Below are 21044 nucleotides of genomic sequence, written 5' to 3'. Positions count from 1 at the left end.
CCTCCTAGTTAAACCATGATTCGCGCGCTTTCATAATAAGTTGACCTGCTTTTTCAGCACCTAAACCTTCGATATCAGAGATATCGTCAGTGGCTTGATCTGCAAGATCATCTACAGTTACCACACCGCGAGCGGCAAGCGCATATGCGATTTCTTTAGTCACGCCTTCCATTGCAGCAAGCTCTTCGCTTGGCTCTTGGATGTTTTCTTGTTGCTTCAATGCATCAGCCAATGCAATTTCTTTTGCACGACCTTGCAGCATTTCAACAGTTTCAGCATCAAGTTCGATCTCATCGAATGTTTCCGCAGGAACATACGCGATTTCTTCTAATGATGTGAAACCCATTTCAACTAACGCCATCGCTAAGTCTTCATCAATATCTAGACGTGTAACAAACATATCTAAATATTGTTGCGCTTCGTTTTGTTGGCGTGCGTGATATTCTTCTTCAAGCATCATATTGAGCTTGTAACCAGTCAATTCAGATGCTAAGCGTACGTTTTGACCTTGAGAGCCAATTGCACGTGCTAACTGATCACTCGTTGCAAAAATAATATCTGCAGTACGTTCTTCTTCATCAATCACGATACCTGATACATCAGCAGGCTCTAGAGCACTTGCAATGTACTGTGCCGCGTCATCAGACCAAACGACTACATCAATACGCTCACCATTTAACTCTGATTGAACTGCTTGGATACGTGTACCACGCATACCAATACATGCACCTACAGGATCAATACGGTGATCGTTTGTTTTCACAGCGATTTTAGCACGAACGCCAGGTTGGCGTGCAGCAGCCTTAATCTCAATGATTTCTTCAGCAATTTCAGGAATTTCTTTCTTCATCAATGCAATGAGCATTTCTGGTTTAGAACGAGAAAGTAATAACTGAGCACCACGGCCTTCACGGTTTACGTTAAACAAAATCGCGTTCACACGTTGTTTAGGACGTAGAATTTCTTTAGCGATCATTTCTTCACGCGCAAGATATGCTTCTGCATTGTCACCTAAATCAATGATAAAGCCATCTTTGGTTTGTTTTTTCACTTCACCGTAGATGAGTTCACCAACTTTAGATTCGTAAGCATCTGCAATTAGTGCACGCTCTGCTTCACGAATTTTTTGAACAATCACTTGTTTCGCAATTTGTGCCGCAATTCGACCGAAATCAATCGATTCAACTTCAAGTTCACGAATATCACCAATTGCCCATTTTGCAGGATCTACATCAGAGATCGCATCTTGGCATGCTGGCATTTCGTGATCTTCGTCGGCAACCACTTCCCATTGACGGAAAGTACGGTAATCACCAGTACGACGGTCGATTTCTACACGTAGACGAGCTTCTTCCGAGTGAGTTCCCTCGTAGAATTTCTTCTTAGTCGCTGCAACTAAAGCTTGTTCAAGCGCTTCAAAAATTGCATCACGACTTACACCTTTTTCGTTACTAACCGTTTCTACTACGGTAAGAATTTCACGAGCCATAAGTCACCTATTCGTTCAGATTCTTATTTATTAAATTAATCTTGGAAAACCAGATTTGCTTTATCAATATTGTGGCTGTCAATATCCAACACTTGTTGCTTTTCAACTTCAACCTGAATCATTTCGTTCTCAAGGTCTACGTTAACAAGTTTGGCTTGGAATTTACGACGATTATCCACAGCACTGATCAAACGCAAAGCGACTTGCTGACCAATGTATGCCGTCATTTGTTCCAATTTAAAGAACTGACGATCCCAACCTGGAGATGACACTTCTAATGCATATTCGCCTGAAATTGGATCATGTACATCCAACATCGCACCCACTTGCTGAGTGACACGAACACAGTCCTGCACGCCGATACCACGGCCTTGCTCAACTTCGCCATCTTCATTGATGACAGGTTCTGCATTTTCATCAACTTCACGGTCGATATAAATACGTAACAGTGAACGTTTTCCTTGAGGTTGGAAATCAATCCCCCAAAGTTCTACATCACATGCTTGCACCGCTGGGGCAATTAAGTCCTGAAGTGCTTGAGTTTTATTTGATAGCTTCATTTACTCTCGTCAAATTTGTGCGATTCGATGGTCGAAATGACCACTACAGACCAATACGAAACTATAGTAGTAGTGAAACATGACGGTTTGACCAAAATACTGTCGACACTACACGATAGCCAATAAAAAAGGGCGTAAATCGCCCCATTATTACACAGAAAACCATAGTCCACTGTGCAAAAAGGCCCACCTAGTTGTGAGCCTCTTTTAGAAACTTGGTAGCGGGAGCTGGATTTGAACCAACGACCTTCGGGTTATGAGCCCGACGAGCTACCAGACTGCTCCATCCCGCATCAACATGCAAAAATTATATACAATTTCTTGGTCATTTTCAATCTAAAACAACCTGAAGAATTGCCCTACTGAGTTGCATCTCAGAGGATTGGTAGCGGGAGCTGGATTTGAACCAACGACCTTCGGGTTATGAGCCCGACGAGCTACCAGACTGCTCCATCCCGCATCAACATCACAATGACTTTCAGATAAACTGCTTATATAAATTGTGCGCTATATAAGATTGGTAGCGGGGGCTGGATTTGAACCAACGACCTTCGGGTTATGAGCCCGACGAGCTACCAGACTGCTCCACCCCGCATCAATATGCAAATAGTTCTCTCAGCTTTAAAAGCTGTCCATTTAAAAGTTTGCATCTTAAAAATAGAATTGATTGGTAGCGGGAGCTGGATTTGAACCAACGACCTTCGGGTTATGAGCCCGACGAGCTACCAGACTGCTCCATCCCGCATCAACAGAGTTTTGCTGCATACACCAACTTATGTTCTGGATTATAAGTTGGTGCGGAAGGGGGGACTTGAACCCCCACGCCCGAAAGCACTACCACCTCAAGGTAGCGTGTCTACCAATTCCACCACCACCGCAGCTGTGACGCATTCTAGTCGCAACACGTCAAAAAAGAAAGCGCTAAATAAATTATTCAGCGCTTTTTGGTGCAGTTGGCGAAGTTTCAGCCGATTTTGCTGGCGCAGTCGGTACTGAAGAAATCGCATTCAGACTATAAGCATCTGTCGTTTGTTTCTTTGCAAACACAGCAAGTGTCAAGCTCGTAACGAAGAACAAAGCCGTTAAAATCGCAGTCAAACGGGTCATAAAGTTACCCGAACCCGATGCACCAAATACAGTTGCAGCACCGCCGCCACCAAAAGATGCACCCGCATCTGCGCCTTTACCATGCTGAACTAAAATCAGCACGATCATTAAAATCGCTAAGATAATATGTACCACCAGCACAAACGTATGCATGCTGAACTCCTAATTATTTTGTATTTGCAAATGCTTGAGCAATTTTATAAAACGACTCTGCATTTAATGATGCACCACCGACCAGCGCACCATTGATATCCGGACAGGCTGCCAACTCTACTGCATTTTCAGGTTTTACACTACCACCATAAAGAATCGCAGTATGAAGTCCCATTGGGGTGATTTGGCTTAAACCTTCACGAATTTTAGCATGCATCGCTTGTGCATCTTCAGGTGACGCTGTTTTACCTGTACCAATGGCCCAAATTGGCTCATAAGCCACCACAATTTGTTTCCACTGCTCTGCTTGTACGACAGCAGCGATATCACATATTTGTTGTAACACAACCTGTTCTGCTTGACCGCTTTCACGTTGTTCTAAGCTTTCACCCACACAATAAATCACAGTCAAACCTGCGTTTAATGCATTTTTTACTTTTTCATTAATGATATGCGGTTGATCAGCAAAAATTTCACGGCGTTCTGAATGACCAATCAGTACAAATTCAACACCATAATCTTTTAATAGCTCAGCACTGAGCTCACCCGTATATGCACCTGTACCTGCAACGCGAGAAACGTCTTGTGCAACAGTCATGATGTTACGGCTAGCTTGTGCTAATTCATTTTGCACCGTGGTCAGAGCAATAGCTGTTGGTGCAACCCCAATATGGCATGCCGCTTCAGCAATATTTTGTTCATTTAATAATTGCTTAAAATTCTTAAGAAGTGCGCCAGCATCGGCTTGCAATGGGTTCATTTTCCAGTTACCCACTACCCAAGGCGTAATCGTCGAACCCGACATATTTATCCCACATGACAAAGATGAAATCGGGCACATTCTACACGTAATTCATAATTTTGAAGATAAATTTCAACACATTTGCATCTTCGAACCACACCAGTCATTCCAAGATCTTCACTTTTCTGTAAAAAAATTAAGCAGATTTAAGGACTGGTTCATGCTTTTTACCAATTCTTAGCTAGTGACAACACTTTAAGATATGGTATTTTTGTGCAACAAAAGTATAATTTTGCTATACCAATTATAAACAGACTGAAGCATAGGCAAGTAAAAGCATGACAGCAGTTCAAGGTTCTTCAAGATTTACGGGGTTTATTCGTCGCTTAGTTGACGAAGGGCATCTGTCTGCCGAAAAAATGCAAACAGCGCTGCAAAATTCAAAAAAGGCTCATCAAGATATCGTGCCGCATTTGATTCAGGAATATCAACTTTCAGCACGCCTGATCGCTGAAACCATCTCGATAGAGTTCGGTGAACCGGTTTTTGATATTTCGACTTATGACACCTCCTTAATTATTCGTGATGAATTTGAAGATAAGTTAATTACCAAGCATCGTATTTTGCCCATTTTTAAACATGGCAATTTATTATTCGTTGCGATCAGTAATCCCACCAATATTGAAGCAGTGGATGCCATTCGGTTTGGTAGTAAGCTGAATACCGAAACCATTATTGTTGAACATGACAAACTTGAAAAGTTAATTGAACAGAACTTCGCTGAAGAAAGTACTTTTGACTTTGATGATGACTTTGATCTTGATTTAGATAGTGAAACACCCGATCCATCTCAAGAAGATGAAGATGAGGCAACGGGTGATGAAGCGCCGATTGTTAAGTACATCAATAAACTACTAGTCGACGCAATTCGCATGGGTGCATCTGACTTACATTTCGAACCCTACGAAAAGACCTATCGCGTCCGCTACCGTGTCGATGGCGTGTTAAGAACAATTACCAATCCGCCCTTGCAACTTGCGACTCGACTTGCTTCGCGTTTAAAAGTCATGTCACAAATGGACATCTCGGAAAAACGTATTCCACAAGACGGTCGTATCAAGTTAAAGCTGTCAAAGAACAAAGCCATCGACTTCCGTGTGAACTCCTTACCGACCTTGTTTGGTGAAAAACTTGTTCTACGTATCCTTGACCCTTCTAGTGCGATGTTAGGGATTGATGCGTTGGGTTATGAACCGGATCAAAAAGAACTGTTCATGCAGGCTTTAGAAAAACCGCAAGGCATGTTGCTCATTACCGGTCCAACGGGTTCCGGTAAAACCGTATCTTTATATACAGGTCTAAACATTCTTAACCGTGAAGATACCAACATTTCAACGGCCGAAGACCCTGTGGAAATTAACTTAGAAGGGATCAATCAGGTCAACGTAAATAATAAAGTCGGCCTCACCTTCTCTGCAGCATTGAAGTCATTCTTACGTCAAGACCCTGATATTGTGATGGTCGGTGAGATTCGAGATTTAGAAACGGCTGAAATTGCCATTAAAGCAGCTCAAACGGGTCACATGGTGATGTCTACACTACATACCAATAGTGCACCTGAAACATTGACACGCTTACGCAATATGGGCGTGCCCTCATTTAACATTGCGACATCCGTGAACCTTGTCATTGCGCAGCGACTTGCGCGTCGCCTATGTTCACAATGTAAAGAAACCGTAGAGGTACCAAAACAAAGTCTACTGGAACTTGGTTTTACTGAAGACGATTTAAATACACCAGAATTTCAAATATACCAACCTGTCGGTTGTTCCGAATGCCGCGAAGGCTATAAAGGTCGTGTCGGTATATATGAAGTCATGAAAGTGACACCTGAAATTTCAAGAATTATTATGGAAGATGGCAATGCCTTACAAATTGCCGAAGCTTCAAATCAAGCAGGTTTTAACAATTTACGCCGTTCAGGCTTAATTAAGGTCATGCAGGGGGTGACTTCACTTCAAGAAGTCAATCGTGTGACCAGTGAGTAAGTGAATTAGTATTTAAAAATAAGGATAAATTCATGGCTGTAAAAAAAGCGCAGATGATGCCAACCTTCAGTTATGAAGGCGTGGATCGCAAAGGGGCGAAAATCAAAGGGGAAATGCCTTCGCGTAATATGGCTTTAGCCAAAGTCACTTTACGTAAGCAAGGCATCACCATTAAAACCATTCGAGAAAAACGCAAAAATATTCTCGAAGGCTTGATGAAAAAGAAAGTATCCACTTTGGATATCACGGTATTCACGCGCCAACTTGCAACCATGATGAAAGCCGGTGTACCGCTCGTTCAGGGTTTTGAAATCGTGGCGGAAGGCCTAGAAAACCCAGCCATGCGTGAAGTGGTTTTGGGGATTAAAGGTGAAGTTGAAGGCGGCAATACCTTTGCAGGTGCACTGCGTAAATATCCGCAGTATTTCGACAACCTATTTTGCTCTTTGGTTGAATCAGGCGAACAATCGGGTGCACTTGAAACCATGCTGGATCGTGTTGCCATTTATAAAGAAAAAAGTGAATTGCTTAAGCAAAAAATCAAAAAGGCCATGAAATACCCAGCCACAGTTATTGTGGTCGCGATAATTGTGACCATTATTTTGATGGTGAAAGTTGTACCCGTATTTGAAGGCCTTTTCAGTTCATTTGGTGCAGAACTGCCAGCTTTTACTAAGATGGTTGTCAATATGTCAAATTGGACTAAAGATTATTGGTTTATCATGCTCGTGGTTATTGCAATATTAATTGGTGGGTTTCTAGAAGCAAAAAAACGTAGCAAAGCTTTCCGAGACTTCTTAGACAAAGCTGCACTAAAAGCACCAATTTTTGGTGATTTGGTTTATAAAGCGATTATTGCCCGCTATAGCCGTACCTTGGCAACCACCTTTGCCGCAGGTGTACCTTTAATCGATGCACTAGAATCGACTGCAGGTGCAACCAACAACGTGGTCTATGAAACAGCGGTCATGAAAATTCGTGAAGATGTCGCGACTGGTCAGCAATTGCAATTCGCCATGCGTGTTACCGATAAATTTCCACCTATGGCAGTCCAAATGGTCGCTATTGGTGAAGAGTCTGGTGCTTTAGATGCCATGCTAGATAAAGTGGCGACACATTATGAGAATGAAGTAGATAATGCTGTAGATGGTTTAACCTCTATGATGGAACCCTTAATTATGGCTATTCTCGGGATTTTAGTAGGGGGGCTTGTTGTTGCAATGTACCTTCCAATCTTCCAAATGGGTTCAGTGGTTGGTTAAAACCAAGAAAAGGAAATATTTTGTTTACTGATTATTTTAGCTACTTAATCAACAACCTAACTGCGATGTATATCGCAGTTGGGATTTTTAGTCTTTGCATCGGTAGTTTTTTGAATGTGGTGATTTACCGCACGCCGAAGATGATGGAACAAGAATGGCGCACAGATTGCCAACTATTTTTGCATCCAGACCAACCGATTATTGATGAAACCAAGATTACCCTGAGTACCCCTGCTTCAACCTGTCCAAAATGTAAAACGCCCATTCGTTGGTATCAAAACATTCCTGTCATCAGTTGGATTGTGTTACGTGGAAAATGTGGAAGTTGCCAAAACCCGATCAGTAGCCGTTATCCACTGATCGAGCTACTCACCATGGTCTGTGCGCTGATTGTTGTTGCAGTTTTTGGTCCAACCATCCAGATGCTGTTTGGTTTGGTGCTGACTTATGTATTGATTGCCTTAACATTTATTGACTTTGACACCCAACTTTTACCTGACCGTTATACCCTTCCTTTGGCTGCACTCGGACTTGGCGTGAATAGCTATGCCATTTATACCTCTGCAACCTCAGCCATTTGGGGATATATCATCGGCTTCTTATGCCTATGGATCGTTTACTATTTATTTAAAATTATCACTGGCAAAGAAGGCATGGGCTATGGTGACTTTAAGCTTTTAGCTGCCTTGGGTGCATGGATGGGCCCTTTCCTGCTTCCACTGATTGTATTACTCTCTTCACTAGTGGGTGCAATCATTGGCATTATTTTGCTCAAAGTTCGTAAAGATAACCAACCTTTTGCATTTGGTCCCTATATTGCCATCGCCGGATGGATCGCCTTTTTATGGGGTGATCAAATTATGAAAATTTATTTGGGTCAGTAAGGTCGTTGTATGACATTTGTCTTGGGTTTAACAGGTGGTATTGGTAGCGGTAAATCTGCTGCAAGCAATTGGTTTGAACTCCAAGGCATTCAAGTCGTCGATGCTGATATCGTTGCACGGGAAGTTGTCGAACCTGGTCAACCCGCACTGAATCAAATTCAGCAACAATTTGGTGATTGGGTTTTACTTGCAAATGGTGAGTTAAATCGGCGTGCATTACGCGAGCATATCTTTAAAGATCCTACAGCACGTCAAGCACTTGAAGCCATTACCCATCCAGCAATACGCCAGTCCATTATCCAACAATTAAACGAAGCCACTAGCCCCTATGTCATCTTGGTTTCGCCGTTATTATTTGAAACCAATCAACATGAATTGGCCAATCACACCTTGCTGATTGATGCCACAGAACAATTGCAAATTCAGCGTGCATCACAGCGTGATGGTCAAAATATCGAGCAAATCCAAAAAATTATTCAAGTTCAAATGTCACGTCAGGAAAAGCAAAAAATTGCAGATGATATCGTGCTGAATGATGGTCATTTAGATCATCTTTATGCGCAGCTTCGACCCTTACATCTCAAGTACTTAGCGCACGCTGAAAAAAGCTAAAGAAAAAAGCAGTCTTACTCAGACTGCTTTTTTTGTTGTTCGAGTTGCTGCTCTAGACTATCCTTTCGTCCCAACCATTTCCACGGTTGAATCGCTCCAATCCCCATCCCGACCAATCCGCACACAATTGCAAAACTTAAGGGTTCATTTAGCAGCGGCACCGCTAAAATCGCAGCAATAAAAGGTGCCAAAGTTACGATACTTCCGGCTTTAAATGCACCTAAGCGCTTGATCGCCTCTACATACGTTAAAGTCGCAATAATCACCACAAAAATACCGTGAAAGATGACTTGCCCAATGAGCTGCAGCGGCTCAGGATCGGACCAATGTTTAGGGAAAAATAGTAGGTAAATTGGTACAAATACCACGGCAGACCAAATCGCAACCCCCGCCATGGCATGCCAAGCAGAGAGCTTCCATTGCTTAAGCAATACCGTAAATATCCCCCACCAAATGGCACTGATAAAAAACAGCAAATCACCCAAACCAAACGCTACACCGGTTTCCACATACATCAGATAGCTCATTAAGCTAATAGCAGAAACCATAATGACCACACTGATCCAGGTATGCTTATCGAGCGGCTGTTTGAAGATCAGAAATGCGGCTATGGCCGTACATAAGGGAATACAACCATTGAGGAAAATTGCAGCATGGGCCGCAGGAGCATAATGAAATGCGCTATAGGCCGTTAAACAATAGGTCACCCCACCGAGCATAGCAAGGATAAAAGGCTCTTTTTTCCATAAAAAAGCCGTATCTTTTTTATAAATCAAAATTGGCATTAAGATGCAAAATGCCAAAGCAAACCTGAGCGCCGTGATATCCCAAGCACTGATTCCCCAATTGGTGCTTAAACGCGCCGTTAAGGTAAATCCACCCCAAATACACATGGTAATGAACACATATAAATAACCTTGCTTTTGAGGAGACATCATCACTGCTATTTCAATTTATTATTACGTTGACGGCATGCTTCATACAATGCCATACCTGTCGCGACACTGACATTTAAGCTTTGCAAATTACCAGCCATTGGAATGTAAACAGTTTGATCACATTGCGCCTGCGTAATAGGACGTAAACCTGTATCTTCAGCGCCCATCACCACACATACACCCGTACCTGTGAAGTCAAAATTTTGAATCGGCAATGCTTTTTCATCTAGCATAGTGCCGACCACACGTACATTAAAGTCTTCTTTGATTTGAGCCAAGGTACGTGCCAAGTTCGTCACCTGAATAAACTTCACTTTTTCAGCACCACCTGCAGCCACTTTACGGGCTGTTGGGGTAAGCGTCGCTGAACGATCACGCGGTGCAATCACAGCTTCAACACACATGGCTGCCGCTGTACGAATGCATGCACCAAGGTTATGTGGATCTGTAATATGATCTAATGCCAATAGCAACGCATTTGGATTGGCTTGTAATAAAGCCTCTAAATCTTTTTCGTTCAAGACTGGATGTGGGCGTACAGCCGCAACCACACCTTGATGGAACGGTTGTCCCGCAAGTTTTTCCAAACTATCACGACTAGCTTTTTGAATGCTGACACCAAACGGTTCTGCAAGCTCAAAAATACGTTTTAAACGCTGATCATCACGTCCTTTTAACGCAAATAAAGTTAAAACGCGTTCTGGCTCAAGTTCCAGTAATGACTCCACTGAATGAACGCCATAATAATATTCCGGTTTCGCCATGAACGACCTCTAAATTGCAAACTTCGATAAACTTTTGAACAGGGTATGATATCCCTAGAGCACAGCATAGGCTGCCAAAAAGAAAAATCCTGCAAAGCAAGCTTTACAGGATTTATGCTATGACACATAGTTTAACCGATTTAAGGTTAAAAAACTGTGCCTAAATTGATTGAATCATTAGCCTTCTAAGTGGCACACATAGTCCAAGACTTCATCTGTTTCAATTTTAAAACGGCTATTACCTGGCACGTAGAACGATTGGCCCGCACGGAATAATTCGCTTTCTTCGCTATCTGCAATTTGAACACGACATTCGCCTGAAATAATTTCCATACGTTCAGGTACATGAGTTTCAAAAGTCAGCGCTTGTTCAGTTGGAAGCAACACACCCAGTGTTTTCTTTGTTCCATCTTCAAATTGCACAGTATGGCTGATGCATAGACCGCCAAAATAAACATTTGATTTTTTGATTACCGATACATGATCAAACTGTGCTGACATGCGTTTTCTCCAGATAAAGCATATTTATAATATTTTGATCGATGTAGTTTAATTGTGCTGCAAAAACTAATCAATCTGTGTTGAAAACTGTGCGATAGATAATTACAAAAATCTGAGTACTGGATGTGCCCCTATTTCATCCCACCACCTCAACATTTAGAGTCTAAAACAAGCTGTGCTGTTGTACAAAATACTTTTTTGTTTCATCCACTAAAGTCCTAGTTAGGGTTAATTGAAACGCTGCAAACTCATTTCAAAAAAATAGCAGCGTGATGAATCATATTGGTGGATTTGAGTGACCAAATCATGACGTTTTATGGCAATAACACGCTAGATTAAATACAAGAATACATACACAAACGTGTTTTGTGAGGACTTGGCAGGACATTTGATGGTTTCAGCTCACGTTATGCAAGATCACCTACTCTTTACATCACAACACTGCATGGATACAGCGGATACGAAACTAATTTCTTGTTAAACTGAAATTTAAGATAGAATTACGAGGTTTTTCGTCATCTTAAAATAAAACTTGTCTTGTGACCAAAACAAAACTTAATTATCTTTAACTAGAACTTTTCGCAGCTCGGATGCGTTTATGCTGACACATTTAACTCTGATCAATTTTGCATTAGCCGACCATTTAGCCATCGACATTGAACAAGGCTTTAATGTCCTGACGGGTGAAACGGGTGCAGGTAAATCTTTACTGCTAGACGCATTATCAGCTTGCTTAGGTGAACGTACAGACACCAACTATGTGCGCTATGGATCAGACAAAGCCGATGTAACAGCGACCTTTAGCTATCAAGAGCACAGTCCTGAAGCGCTTTGGCTCAAAGAACACGAATTGGATGATGAGTCTGGCGAAATCCATTTACGTCGCGTAATTTTTGCAACAGGTCGTAGTAAGGCATGGATTAATGGACGTCCGAGCAGCTTATCCGAATTAAAAGAAATTGGCCGCTTATTGGTTCAACTCTATAGCCAACACAGCCAACAACAACTTTTAGAACCACCCTACCCAAAGCATTGGCTGGATCGTTATTATAATTTTTATCAGCCTGCTCAAGCCGTGCGTGATGCTTATAGCAAATGGCAAAAGGACATTCGTCAGCACCAAGCAGCACTCGACGCCCAAGCCACACGTAAGCAACGGATAGAAACGCTTGAACTTCAATTGGAAGAACTTGAAGACGTTGTGCAAACGGACTACAAAGAAATCGAGCAAGAATTTGACCGTCTCAGTCATCATGAACATATCATGCAGGATTGTAGCTATGGTTTAAATGCCCTCGATGACGCCGAGCAAAATATCAATCAAGAAATGGGCGCGATCATTCGTCGGATTGAATCGCATGCAGGACGTAGTGAACAACTTTCTGAAATTTATACGTCGCTGCTGAACGCTCAAAGTGAAATTGAAGACGCGACAGCAAATTTACGTCAGTTTATTGATCGTCAAAGTTTCGATCCTGAACGTATGGACGAATTAAACACTAAACTCGAAGTTTTTCATCGATTAGCGCGTAAATATCGTACTCAGCCCGAAGATTTAAAAAATGATTATGATGCGTGGCAACTTGAGCTTGAGCAATTACATCAACTTGAAGATCCTGAAACCTTAGCTGAACAAGTAGAAGTGTCTCATCAAGACTTTTTAGCCAAAGCACAGCATTTGGATGATATTCGTCGTGAAGCGTCTACCCCATTGGCGAAGCAGTTGACTGAACAAGTGAAGCAGCTCGCGCTCCCAGAAGCACATTTTGAATTTAAGTTTGAGCCTCTAGAACAAGCTTCAAGTGAAGGTTTGAGCTTTATTCAACTGCTGTTCACCGCAAACAAAGGGATTCCTGCTCAGCCTTTAGCACGCGTGGCATCGGGGGGTGAATTGTCACGTATTGCATTAGTCATGCAAGTGATGAATGCTGAAAAAACTGAATCCGAAGTGTTAGTCTTTGATGAAATTGATGTCGGGATCAGTGGCGGAACGGCAGAAATTGTCGGGCGTTTGTTGGCTGATTTGGCACAGCATGTTCAAATTTTATGTATTACTCACCAAGCCCAAGTCGCTGCCCAATCTGACCAACATCTTTTGGTGAAAAAACGCCAAACAGATCCTGCAAGCAGTACCATTATCGAGTTAGAAGAAGATGATCGGATTCAAGAGCTGGCTCGAATGACTGGTGGTGTGGAGATTAGTCAAACGACCTTACAACACGCAAAACAGTTGCGACAATTAAAATTTCAACATAGTTAATTTTTGATGCTTGCAAAAAAGCCTGTGTATTCAAAGTACACAGGCTTTTTTCTTAAACACACTATTTGACAATTCCCTGATACACAAAGGCTTTCGAGCCTAAGCTATAGCGTAAATATTTATACTGCGGCTGATATTGTTGATTGAGTAACATAACATCCACGTGTTTCGGACTGATTTTGAGATATTCATTACCGCTACGACGATCGGTTTCATAATGGCAGTCATAATCTACCGAGATTTGATCTAGTTTCTTTTGCTTAGTTTGAAATACATAAGATTTAAGTAACTGTTTTGGCCCAACTTCAACAGCTCTTAGATGATGTAATCCACTGCAATTATCACCTTTATAATAACTCTTCACCAAATATACGGTTTTATTTTGGATGTTGATCGGCAAAATTTGATTGATATAGCCTGAGTCAAATTGATCTAAATGTTGCGTTTTTCCCGTTGCATATTGCACATAGCTGCTCCACTCCCCCATGGTGCCTCCGCCAGACACATCAAAACTATAAAATTTAAGCTTTTTATCTGGTGAATATTGAACATGAATAAAACCTTGCTTCTCCAGTTGCGTAAATCCGTAGTGAAAACTGCTCGGATCTGCCGCGATGACATCCACAATTTCACGTTCTATCGCTTCATTGACCTCATAAAAATTTAATTTTTTATATTTTTTAATTACTTGCGATTCATGTTTTTGTAAGTCAGCGCTTCCTGCAAAGCCTGAAATAGGTAGGCTTGCACAGAGTGCCATCCCTATTATTTTTGAAAAATGTGTCATTGTTTTACCCTCAGTTTATCCTGCTATTTTAAGCAATCTCAGTTATCCATCACGTATAGCTTCTCCTCACTTTTGTACTGCTGTTGTTCAAATCACCAATCATCTCTTCACAATTCACCACATTGCAGACCTGCCTGCACGATGACGGTTTTTAGCATGTCCCTCACTGGTCGAGCATGACAAATATTGAATTTGCAGAAAAACTCATTGTTGAAAACTTATGAGTCTAGTATGTTGATAAATACAACGTTATTCGAATGCAATTCACCCCAAGAATGAAACTTACCCCAATAAGGAGAAGCCATTAGGTGACTAAACAATACCTCACACACCGCTGCCTGATTGCTCCACCCGAAATGAACGATGAATTCTTTGCCAATACGGTGATTTATTTGGCTCGACATGATGAAGATGGCGCTCAAGGCATCATTATTAATCGTCCATCAGGTTTACAGATCAAAGAACTCTTGAATGATTTGGAAATTGAGGCAGATAATGTGCATCCTCATGAAGTGTTGCAAGGTGGACCTTTACGCCCAGAGGCAGGTTTTGTTCTTCATACCGGTCAACCGACATGGCATTCGTCTATTGCTGTGGGTGAAAATGTCTGTATTACCACGTCTAAAGATATTTTAGATGCGATTGCACACAATGAAGGTGTGGGTCGTTATCAGGTGGCTCTAGGCTATGCCAGTTGGGGTAAAAGCCAATTGGAAGAAGAAATTGCTCGGGGTGATTGGCTCATTTGTGACTCAGACATGGATTTAATATTTAACTTACCTTATGACGACCGCTGGGATGCTGCCTATAAAAAAATGGGCGTTGACCGCATGTGGTTATCATCTGAGATTGGACATGCCTGATTTACCACAATATCAAATGATTATGGCCTTTGACTTTGGCACACAAAAAACAGGAATAGCTGTTGGACAAGCCCTGATTGAAAGTGCAAATCCCCTACCACTCTTTCCCATGAAAGATGGCATTCCCAATTGGGATAATCTACTCAAGATTGTGAAACAGTATCAGCCGGATTTGTTTATCGTGGGTCTACCGCTCAATATGGATGATAGCGAATCTGAACTCTCCACACGTGCGCGTAAATTTGCACGACGCCTTCGCCACCAAACCAATATTGAAACTTTGATGGTCGATGAACGCTTAACGACACGTGAAGCGCGTGATGAATTAGATCATTATCAAGCCCAAGGCCGTGCGAAGAATCTTTCTGCCGACAGCCTTGCTGCAGCATTGTTTATTGAAAGTTGGTATCGAAATCCAGTTGGACTAAAACCTTAAGCACTTTCAACAAACAGGCAAATAAAAAAGCATCCGAAAAAGGATGCTTTTTTATGCGCAAGATTGATCACTCAATGCTGTGCAAATGAAATGATTGGGGATAACTTAGTTTTTATCCACAATATGAATCGTGGTGGTTCGACCTGCAACAAAAGCCAACTGATCATGCGGCACTTCATCCAGTACAATTTTCACTGGTACACGCTGTGCCAAACGGACCCAACTAAAGGTTGGATTGACATTGGCAAGTAAGCCATCAGTCGATGTACGTTCACGGTCTTCAATCCCTGTTGCAACGCCTTGTACATGGCCTTTATAAACTTCAGAACTTCCCATCAGTTGGATTGTTGCAGGTGCGCCAACATAGATTTTATCCAGTTTGGTTTCTTCAAAATATCCCACAACATACAATTGTTGACGGTCAATTAAGGCCGCTACGGCTTGGCCTACTTTGACATAATTCCCCGCTTTGAGTTCAAAGTTAGACAAAGTTCCATCAGTCGGTGCAGCCACTTCCGAACGTTTTAAATTCAATTCTGCCAAATGCAAACTGCTATTCGCCGCTTCAATCAAGGCTTTTTGCTGCACCACACTGGCTTTGGCTTGCTCAATCGCGGCCTGAGTTTGTTCATGCTCTGCATGTGATTGATCACGTACTGCAAACATTTGATCTTGTTCTTGTTTTGAAATCGCACCGTCCATCAAACTTGCATAACGATTTGCATTTTTATCTGCAAGATTAATATTAGCTTGTGACTTCACTAGATTGGCTTTAGCTTCAGCAAGCTGCGCTTCAGCCCCTGCCAGTCCTGCTTTGGCTTTCGCCAAGTCAGATTTGGCTTGCTCAACATCCAAAGCTTGACGTGCCACATCTATACGAAACAGCACTTGGCCTTTTTTCACTTGTTGGTTGTCTTGAACCAAAACGTCTGTGACCAAACCTGAAACATCCGATGACACTTGAATCACGTCACCACGTACCCGTCCATCACGCGTCCATGGTTCCGAATTGTAATAGTCCCAAATATGTTTCAGCGCAAGTAATGCGCCACATAGCACGATTATCAACAATACAGGCCGAACATATTTTCGGACATTCAAATTGGTCATACGATTACCTCAATCATTTCATTTTTTAGGGGCTTAGAACTGGCAGAAAATAAAGATTTCATGCACCAGCCAAAGCAACATCATAAATACACCCAAATAAAAAATATTGAGCATCGGCACCCAATCTGGCGCCATCCATCGGTCAAGCAAACGCATGATGACCCGCAATAACAGATAGGCCAATACCGCTTGAATCAATAGAATGGGCACATAGACGCCATATACATTTAGCTCACCCATGTTGTGCCTCGACCTGTAAATGATTTGGAGTCTGCTGTGTTAGAACATGACAAAAACTGCTTTGAATATTGTTCAGTAAATACTGAATTCGATGCATAACATCGTCGTTTTCAATACCCTGAACGGCCTGATTCAATCGTTGAATTCGCTCTACAATTTGCTGTTTCAAGCTCATATACACATTCTTTTGCCCTTGTTCCATGGCCCGAAAATAGTCATCTAAATCCTGTTGTAACTCTTCGAGTTCGCTGACCAATGCATCATTCGGATCGAGTTTATTCATCAGTTCTTGTAAGCGGGTCAAATCAATCACCGCACTGGCTTCCACCAAAGCCCACTCGATCTGTTGTTTCAAATTTCCTGATTGCACCATTTTGCTGTTTAGGATGCCAATTCGGTCCAACATACTGCGTAAATGCACCCGAAACGGTAAGCCGTACGGCAGATATAAAGCCTGACGCAGTGCCTTATAATGCTGAGAAAGGATGCGTTGGGCCGTCATATCTGGTGACATTGCACGTACTAAATGAATAATAAATACCGAAATAATGGGTCCCAAAACCGTCCCAATCGATGCATCAAAGAAAAACACCTGATCGAGGCTAAAGCGGTTTTGAATATTCAGTCCCATAATCGCCCCCATCAGTAATGGCAAGCTAATTCCAATTAAAGGTGGATGTAAAAACAGCATCAGACAGAACATCACAAACGGTGCTAACACCACGATCAACTGCCAAAAGGCGGTCACATGCGGGAAAATGCCATAGGCGTAGATAAACACCATGAAAGCCGCATACATATTGGCTCGAATAAACATTTTCAATGCAGGAACAGGGTTATCCATTGCAGTTAAAATACAAGCACTGATTGCAGCCATTTCGGCCATCATAAATCCAGCTTTCCAACCACTAACGATCCAAAAACCCGTAGAAATTAAAATAATCAGACACGCAGACACTCCGCCACGAATAGCAACCCCCGCATCACGGTGCAAAGTCGGATAATGACTATTGCTCAAGGCGGTCAGTGTGGTTGGTAAAGTGGAGTCGCCTTGCTGTACCCGCTGCCAAAGCAAGCGAATCGCACGGATATTCTGAATAAAATGGCGAATATCCATTTTTAGACTACCCAAAATCACCTGCTGTGATGGCAATGCCTGTGTCTGAATGTGTTGAAAATCTTGCTCAAACTGTTCAGGTAATTGATTAAGTTCACTTTCCTCAATCTGATGTTGATCTAATAAAAACGCGGCAATATGTTCATGGGCTTGCTTGAGTGCCGTCCGATAATGTGTGTCCAGACCATCTAATTGTTTCATCCGTTCAGACATGGCCACCAAGTTACTGACCAACAAACTCAACTGATGCAAGATTTCCTGCAATGGACGTGTCATGCCTTTTAAGGTAGATTTTTCATATGACAAATGCACCGCCATGACATGTATATCCGCGATATCTCGTGCAATATTGCCAAGATTTTTAGAATAATTTTCTAGTTCGGCAGGCTCTAATAAAATCTGATCAAATATTTCTTTGGTATCGGCAAAGGTTTTGCTCACGCGTGTTTCGACTGCAGGGCCAATATGCATTGGAAATAATGTCGTGGTCACGATGGCACTACATACCACACCCACCGTAATTTCGAGAAAACGCCCCAAGGCCATATCGAAAATCGAAGCGGTATCAATAAAATACACCACGTTAAAACAGATAATGACCGTGGTATAACCCGCCAACATGGAAACATAACTACGAGGCGTACGGTCTAGCAGTGACAAATACAGGCAAAACCCAACCCAAACCGCTAAAAATACCGTAAACAGTACAGGCATGTGAATGAGATGTGGCAGTGCCACCACCGACACGGCCGCCCCTAAGAACGTCCCTAATACACGATACAAACTTTTTGAAGACGTCATCCCTGAATATGGATTCGCGATCACGAAAACGGTGCCAATCGCCCAAATCGGATAAGCTAAATTCAGTACAAAGGCCACATACAATGCCAACATGCCCGCGATGAACGTTTTGGTCGCAAAAATCCAGTCCATTTTATTGGGCCGAAAAGCGAGTATTTGTTTCGTCAGCAGCATGATGGATCTCGGTGGTTTGCTTCTTTTTAGTGAAAACGGCCTCGTATCGAATGCTTAAACATTCGACAGCACAACCTGTATCACGGCACAGGAATGACTAGAAATTTCAATAAGTAAAGAAGCGATTCAAATCGTGTTTCAAACCATTTGAATACAAAAAGTAGTGTGCAACATTGCCTGCGCATCGAACAGATGGGCAATATTTATTCAATATAGGATATTTTCATAGTAATTTTGCTAAAAAAACAAACCAAAGTCAATAAAAATATCTTATTTTGATAATTGACCTATATTTTAAATGCATATTTCAATTTTTTATTATGCTTTTATCAGAATAACCCAAGAAACCCGGTGATATTTCAGATTTGTTTCATTTCCAGTGTAGAAAAGCGCAACATCAGGCCGAGCAATTTGTTATAAAGTAACTTAACGATTCATTTTTTATTGTGACCAAGCAGGTTCTTATGGCGCTTTCCAGTTTTGGTAAAATTCTCACCGTACTCGACTTATTTTCAGTTGCTCGTCCCATCATCAATGTCGACATTATTAGTGAAGAATTAGGCTTATCTAAACCAACGAGCTATCGCTATTTAAAAGAACTGGTTTCTGCTGAATTATTGCAGCGCCTCAGTGGGACTTCTGGCGATTACACACTGGGTTCAAAAATTGCTGTGCTTGATTTTATTTCTCGCACCACCGATCCATTGGTGCAAATTAGCATCCCCTTCATGAAAGAAATTGTGGAACGCACAGAGTCTTGCTGCTTATTGACGCATCTAAATATCGACTCTTGCATTGATGTACATCATGAACTTTATAAAGACTATGCCGCATTGGCTTATGGTCGAGGTAGCCCGCGTCCAATGTATAAAGGCTCATCATCTAAAGTGATTTTGTCCCAGTTACCCAAGCAACGGATTTTAGATTATTACCACCGTTTTGCAGATGAATTATCTCAAGTTGGTTTTGCGCATAATGAAGAAGAATTTATGCTGCAAATGAAAAAGATTAAAAAGCAGGGTTATTATTTTTCCAATGGTGAAGTTGACCCGAATATGTCGAGCCTATCGATTCCGATTAAATTCTCCAGTAAAGAACCCCCACTTGCTTTGACCCTATTGGCGTCTAAAAATCGTTTTGATTTTATGAATTTTCAGAAAGTTGTAGAAATGCTGCAAGACTGTACAGCGCGTATTGAGAAAAAATACAGCAGTATGATGGAAGAATCGGACGCCATTTAAATCTGATCAGTTTGCGCACAACTGATGCGATGTTGTAAAGATGATATTTAATTAATCTGATAAATTCATATTATTAATTGAATTTATTAATTATAAACTCCAGAAAGATTATCATAATATGATTATTGTTCTTTAGCAGTCATCTCAACCATGTGTTCCATGATTTCAGTTGATTGTCGCTATACTCTTCCTCAGAGAAAGAAAAAAGCTCATCTAGATATGGGCTTTTTTTATGGCTGTTGATCATAGAAATAACGAAAGGTTAAATTCACCCTCGGCTCGGTCACGTTCATCGACTTCATTAGGGCATGCTTCCAATACCGTTGGGTTTGCCCACGCATCACGATCAACTGTCCACTTTGCAGTAAAAGCTGTACTTTCTCTTGGGTGCTTTTATGTTTAAAGCAAAACTTTCGGCTTGCGCCAAAACTTAAAGATGCGATCACCACCTGCTGTGTGGGTGAAAGTAAAGACGGCTCATCATCACTATGCCACCCTACCGCTTGCGTACCATTTTCGTATAAATTGGCCAAACAGGAATTAAACGTCTGACCCACCCGTTGCTCAATAGATTTCTTTCATAAGTCATTTTTCACTCAGCTCCAAGTTATAAATTCCAGCAATTAGATTGAATCTTAATGCTAGTCTTTTGCCTCGATTGCGATATCGCTCAGCAAGAATTTTGAAGGTTTTCAAACTGCCAAATACATGCTCAATTCCAATTCTTCTTTTATTGATTTCCTGATTATAGATTTTTAGTTCGGAATCCAGTTTACAGCGCTTCTTTGCTTTTAATGGCAACAAGCTATTTGGATACACTGTATAAACTCCCTGATAACCCTTATCCGCAAGGATAAATGCACCTGCAGGAATCTGATTCAAGTTACGTTTGAAGAGTTCGAAATCATGTACGGCACCACGACTCGTACATAAACTCAGGATTTTTTGAGTTTGA

20 protein-coding genes, 5 tRNA genes and 1 pseudogene are annotated in these 21044 nt (G+C 41.7%); 8 read left to right on the top strand and 18 right to left on the bottom strand.

What is annotated here, in order from left to right; translation table 11 throughout:
- Positions 1-4: 4 nt before the first annotated feature.
- The 9 genes from nusA to tpiA form a co-directional block, all read right to left on the bottom strand.
- The gene (nusA, locus tag FTU16_RS05125; RefSeq protein WP_078192558.1) at positions 5-1489 is read right to left on the bottom strand and encodes a transcription termination factor NusA; all 1485 of its coding nucleotides are present in this window, start codon (positions 1487-1489) and stop codon (positions 5-7) included.
- Between the two features lie 35 nt (positions 1490-1524).
- On the bottom strand, positions 1525-2049 hold the full coding sequence (gene rimP / locus FTU16_RS05120) for a ribosome maturation factor RimP (protein WP_078192559.1): 525 nt from the start codon (positions 2047-2049) through the stop codon (positions 1525-1527).
- A 216-nt stretch (positions 2050-2265) separates the two neighbouring features.
- Positions 2266-2342 (bottom strand) — tRNA-Met (locus FTU16_RS05115).
- Positions 2343-2432: 90 nt separating this feature from the next.
- Positions 2433-2509 (bottom strand) — tRNA-Met (locus FTU16_RS05110).
- A gap of 58 nt (positions 2510-2567) precedes the next feature.
- A tRNA-Met gene (locus tag FTU16_RS05105) sits at positions 2568-2644 on the bottom strand.
- 73 nt (positions 2645-2717) lie between these two features.
- Positions 2718-2794, bottom strand: a tRNA-Met gene (locus FTU16_RS05100).
- A 48-nt stretch (positions 2795-2842) separates the two neighbouring features.
- A tRNA-Leu gene (locus FTU16_RS05095) sits at positions 2843-2927 on the bottom strand.
- 52 nt (positions 2928-2979) lie between these two features.
- Positions 2980-3309, bottom strand: a complete 330-nt coding sequence (gene secG / locus FTU16_RS05090; protein ID WP_078192560.1) for a preprotein translocase subunit SecG — start codon at positions 3307-3309, stop codon at positions 2980-2982.
- 13 nt (positions 3310-3322) lie between these two features.
- Positions 3323-4114 carry a triose-phosphate isomerase gene (gene tpiA / locus FTU16_RS05085; RefSeq protein WP_180039974.1) on the bottom strand — a complete coding sequence of 264 codons (792 nt, stop codon included), beginning with the start codon at positions 4112-4114 and terminating at the stop codon, positions 3323-3325.
- Between the two features lie 275 nt (positions 4115-4389).
- On the opposite strand from tpiA, the gene pilB reads away from it, so the two are divergent.
- From pilB to coaE, 4 genes are all read left to right on the top strand, one after another.
- A complete protein-coding gene (gene pilB / locus FTU16_RS05080) occupies positions 4390-6099 on the top strand; it encodes a type IV-A pilus assembly ATPase PilB (RefSeq protein ID WP_180162841.1) in 1710 nt (569 codons plus the stop codon).
- Positions 6100-6131: 32 nt separating this feature from the next.
- Positions 6132-7361 carry a type II secretion system F family protein gene (locus tag FTU16_RS05075; RefSeq protein ID WP_180059132.1) on the top strand — a complete coding sequence of 410 codons (1230 nt, stop codon included), beginning with the start codon at positions 6132-6134 and terminating at the stop codon, positions 7359-7361.
- A gap of 65 nt (positions 7362-7426) precedes the next feature.
- Positions 7427-8245 carry an A24 family peptidase gene (locus FTU16_RS05070; RefSeq protein WP_180055490.1) on the top strand — a complete coding sequence of 273 codons (819 nt, stop codon included), beginning with the start codon at positions 7427-7429 and terminating at the stop codon, positions 8243-8245.
- A gap of 9 nt (positions 8246-8254) precedes the next feature.
- The gene (gene coaE, locus FTU16_RS05065) at positions 8255-8857 is read left to right on the top strand and encodes a dephospho-CoA kinase (RefSeq protein ID WP_168378206.1); all 603 of its coding nucleotides are present in this window, start codon (positions 8255-8257) and stop codon (positions 8855-8857) included.
- Positions 8858-8871: 14 nt separating this feature from the next.
- Here coaE and FTU16_RS05060 read toward each other — a convergent pair whose 3' ends face one another.
- The 3 genes from FTU16_RS05060 to FTU16_RS05050 all read right to left on the bottom strand — a co-directional run bounded on the left by FTU16_RS05060 (position 8872) and on the right by FTU16_RS05050 (position 11060).
- Positions 8872-9792, bottom strand: a complete 921-nt coding sequence (locus tag FTU16_RS05060; RefSeq protein ID WP_373683891.1) for a DMT family transporter — start codon at positions 9790-9792, stop codon at positions 8872-8874.
- 8 nt (positions 9793-9800) lie between these two features.
- Positions 9801-10559, bottom strand: a complete 759-nt coding sequence (rlmB, locus tag FTU16_RS05055; RefSeq protein ID WP_180162839.1) for a 23S rRNA (guanosine(2251)-2'-O)-methyltransferase RlmB — start codon at positions 10557-10559, stop codon at positions 9801-9803.
- A gap of 177 nt (positions 10560-10736) precedes the next feature.
- Positions 10737-11060, bottom strand: coding sequence for a pyrimidine/purine nucleoside phosphorylase (locus FTU16_RS05050; RefSeq protein WP_067763086.1), 324 nt, complete (start codon positions 11058-11060; stop codon positions 10737-10739).
- A gap of 598 nt (positions 11061-11658) precedes the next feature.
- Here FTU16_RS05050 and recN point away from each other — a divergent pair.
- Complete coding sequence (recN, locus tag FTU16_RS05045) at positions 11659-13320, top strand: DNA repair protein RecN (protein ID WP_078189423.1); 1662 nt, start codon at positions 11659-11661, stop codon at positions 13318-13320.
- Positions 13321-13381: 61 nt separating this feature from the next.
- On the opposite strand, the gene FTU16_RS05040 is transcribed toward recN, so the two are convergent.
- The gene (locus FTU16_RS05040) at positions 13382-14107 is read right to left on the bottom strand and encodes a hypothetical protein (RefSeq protein WP_180162838.1); all 726 of its coding nucleotides are present in this window, start codon (positions 14105-14107) and stop codon (positions 13382-13384) included.
- A 308-nt stretch (positions 14108-14415) separates the two neighbouring features.
- Here FTU16_RS05040 and FTU16_RS05035 point away from each other — a divergent pair, with 308 nt between their 5' ends.
- Positions 14416-14970 carry a YqgE/AlgH family protein gene (locus FTU16_RS05035; protein WP_078189425.1) on the top strand — a complete coding sequence of 185 codons (555 nt, stop codon included), beginning with the start codon at positions 14416-14418 and terminating at the stop codon, positions 14968-14970.
- Complete coding sequence (gene ruvX, locus FTU16_RS05030; RefSeq protein WP_111884874.1) at positions 14963-15406, top strand: Holliday junction resolvase RuvX; 444 nt, start codon at positions 14963-14965, stop codon at positions 15404-15406. Before FTU16_RS05035 ends, ruvX begins: the two co-directional genes overlap by 8 nt.
- A 105-nt stretch (positions 15407-15511) precedes the next feature.
- On the opposite strand, the gene FTU16_RS05025 is transcribed toward ruvX, so the two are convergent.
- From FTU16_RS05025 to FTU16_RS05015, 3 genes are read right to left on the bottom strand one after another with little or no spacing between them, the layout of a single operon-like run.
- Positions 15512-16516 carry an HlyD family secretion protein gene (locus tag FTU16_RS05025; protein WP_180162837.1) on the bottom strand — a complete coding sequence of 335 codons (1005 nt, stop codon included), beginning with the start codon at positions 16514-16516 and terminating at the stop codon, positions 15512-15514.
- Between the two features lie 33 nt (positions 16517-16549).
- Positions 16550-16756, bottom strand: a complete 207-nt coding sequence (locus tag FTU16_RS05020; RefSeq protein WP_180136599.1) for a DUF1656 domain-containing protein — start codon at positions 16754-16756, stop codon at positions 16550-16552.
- Complete coding sequence (locus FTU16_RS05015; RefSeq protein WP_180162836.1) at positions 16749-18848, bottom strand: FUSC family protein; 2100 nt, start codon at positions 18846-18848, stop codon at positions 16749-16751. The genes FTU16_RS05020 and FTU16_RS05015 overlap by 8 nt, the downstream gene beginning before the upstream one ends.
- 464 nt (positions 18849-19312) lie before the next feature.
- Between FTU16_RS05015 and FTU16_RS05010 the strand changes: the two genes are divergently transcribed.
- Positions 19313-20089 carry an IclR family transcriptional regulator gene (locus FTU16_RS05010; RefSeq protein ID WP_180162835.1) on the top strand — a complete coding sequence of 259 codons (777 nt, stop codon included), beginning with the start codon at positions 19313-19315 and terminating at the stop codon, positions 20087-20089.
- Between the two features lie 230 nt (positions 20090-20319).
- Here the strand turns inward: FTU16_RS05010 and FTU16_RS05005 are convergent.
- A pseudogene (locus FTU16_RS05005) lies at positions 20320-20667 on the bottom strand (alpha-ketoglutarate-dependent dioxygenase AlkB); the annotation flags it as partial.
- 7 nt (positions 20668-20674) lie between these two features.
- On the bottom strand, positions 20675-21044 hold a 370-nt coding region (locus tag FTU16_RS05000), incomplete at its 5' end, for a transposase (protein ID WP_180162834.1).

The organism is Acinetobacter sp. YH12069 (assembly GCF_013419675.1).
GTDB classification, from domain to species: Bacteria; Pseudomonadota; Gammaproteobacteria; order Pseudomonadales; family Moraxellaceae; genus Acinetobacter; species Acinetobacter amyesii.
This window is presented reverse-complemented; position numbering and strand designations above follow the sequence as displayed.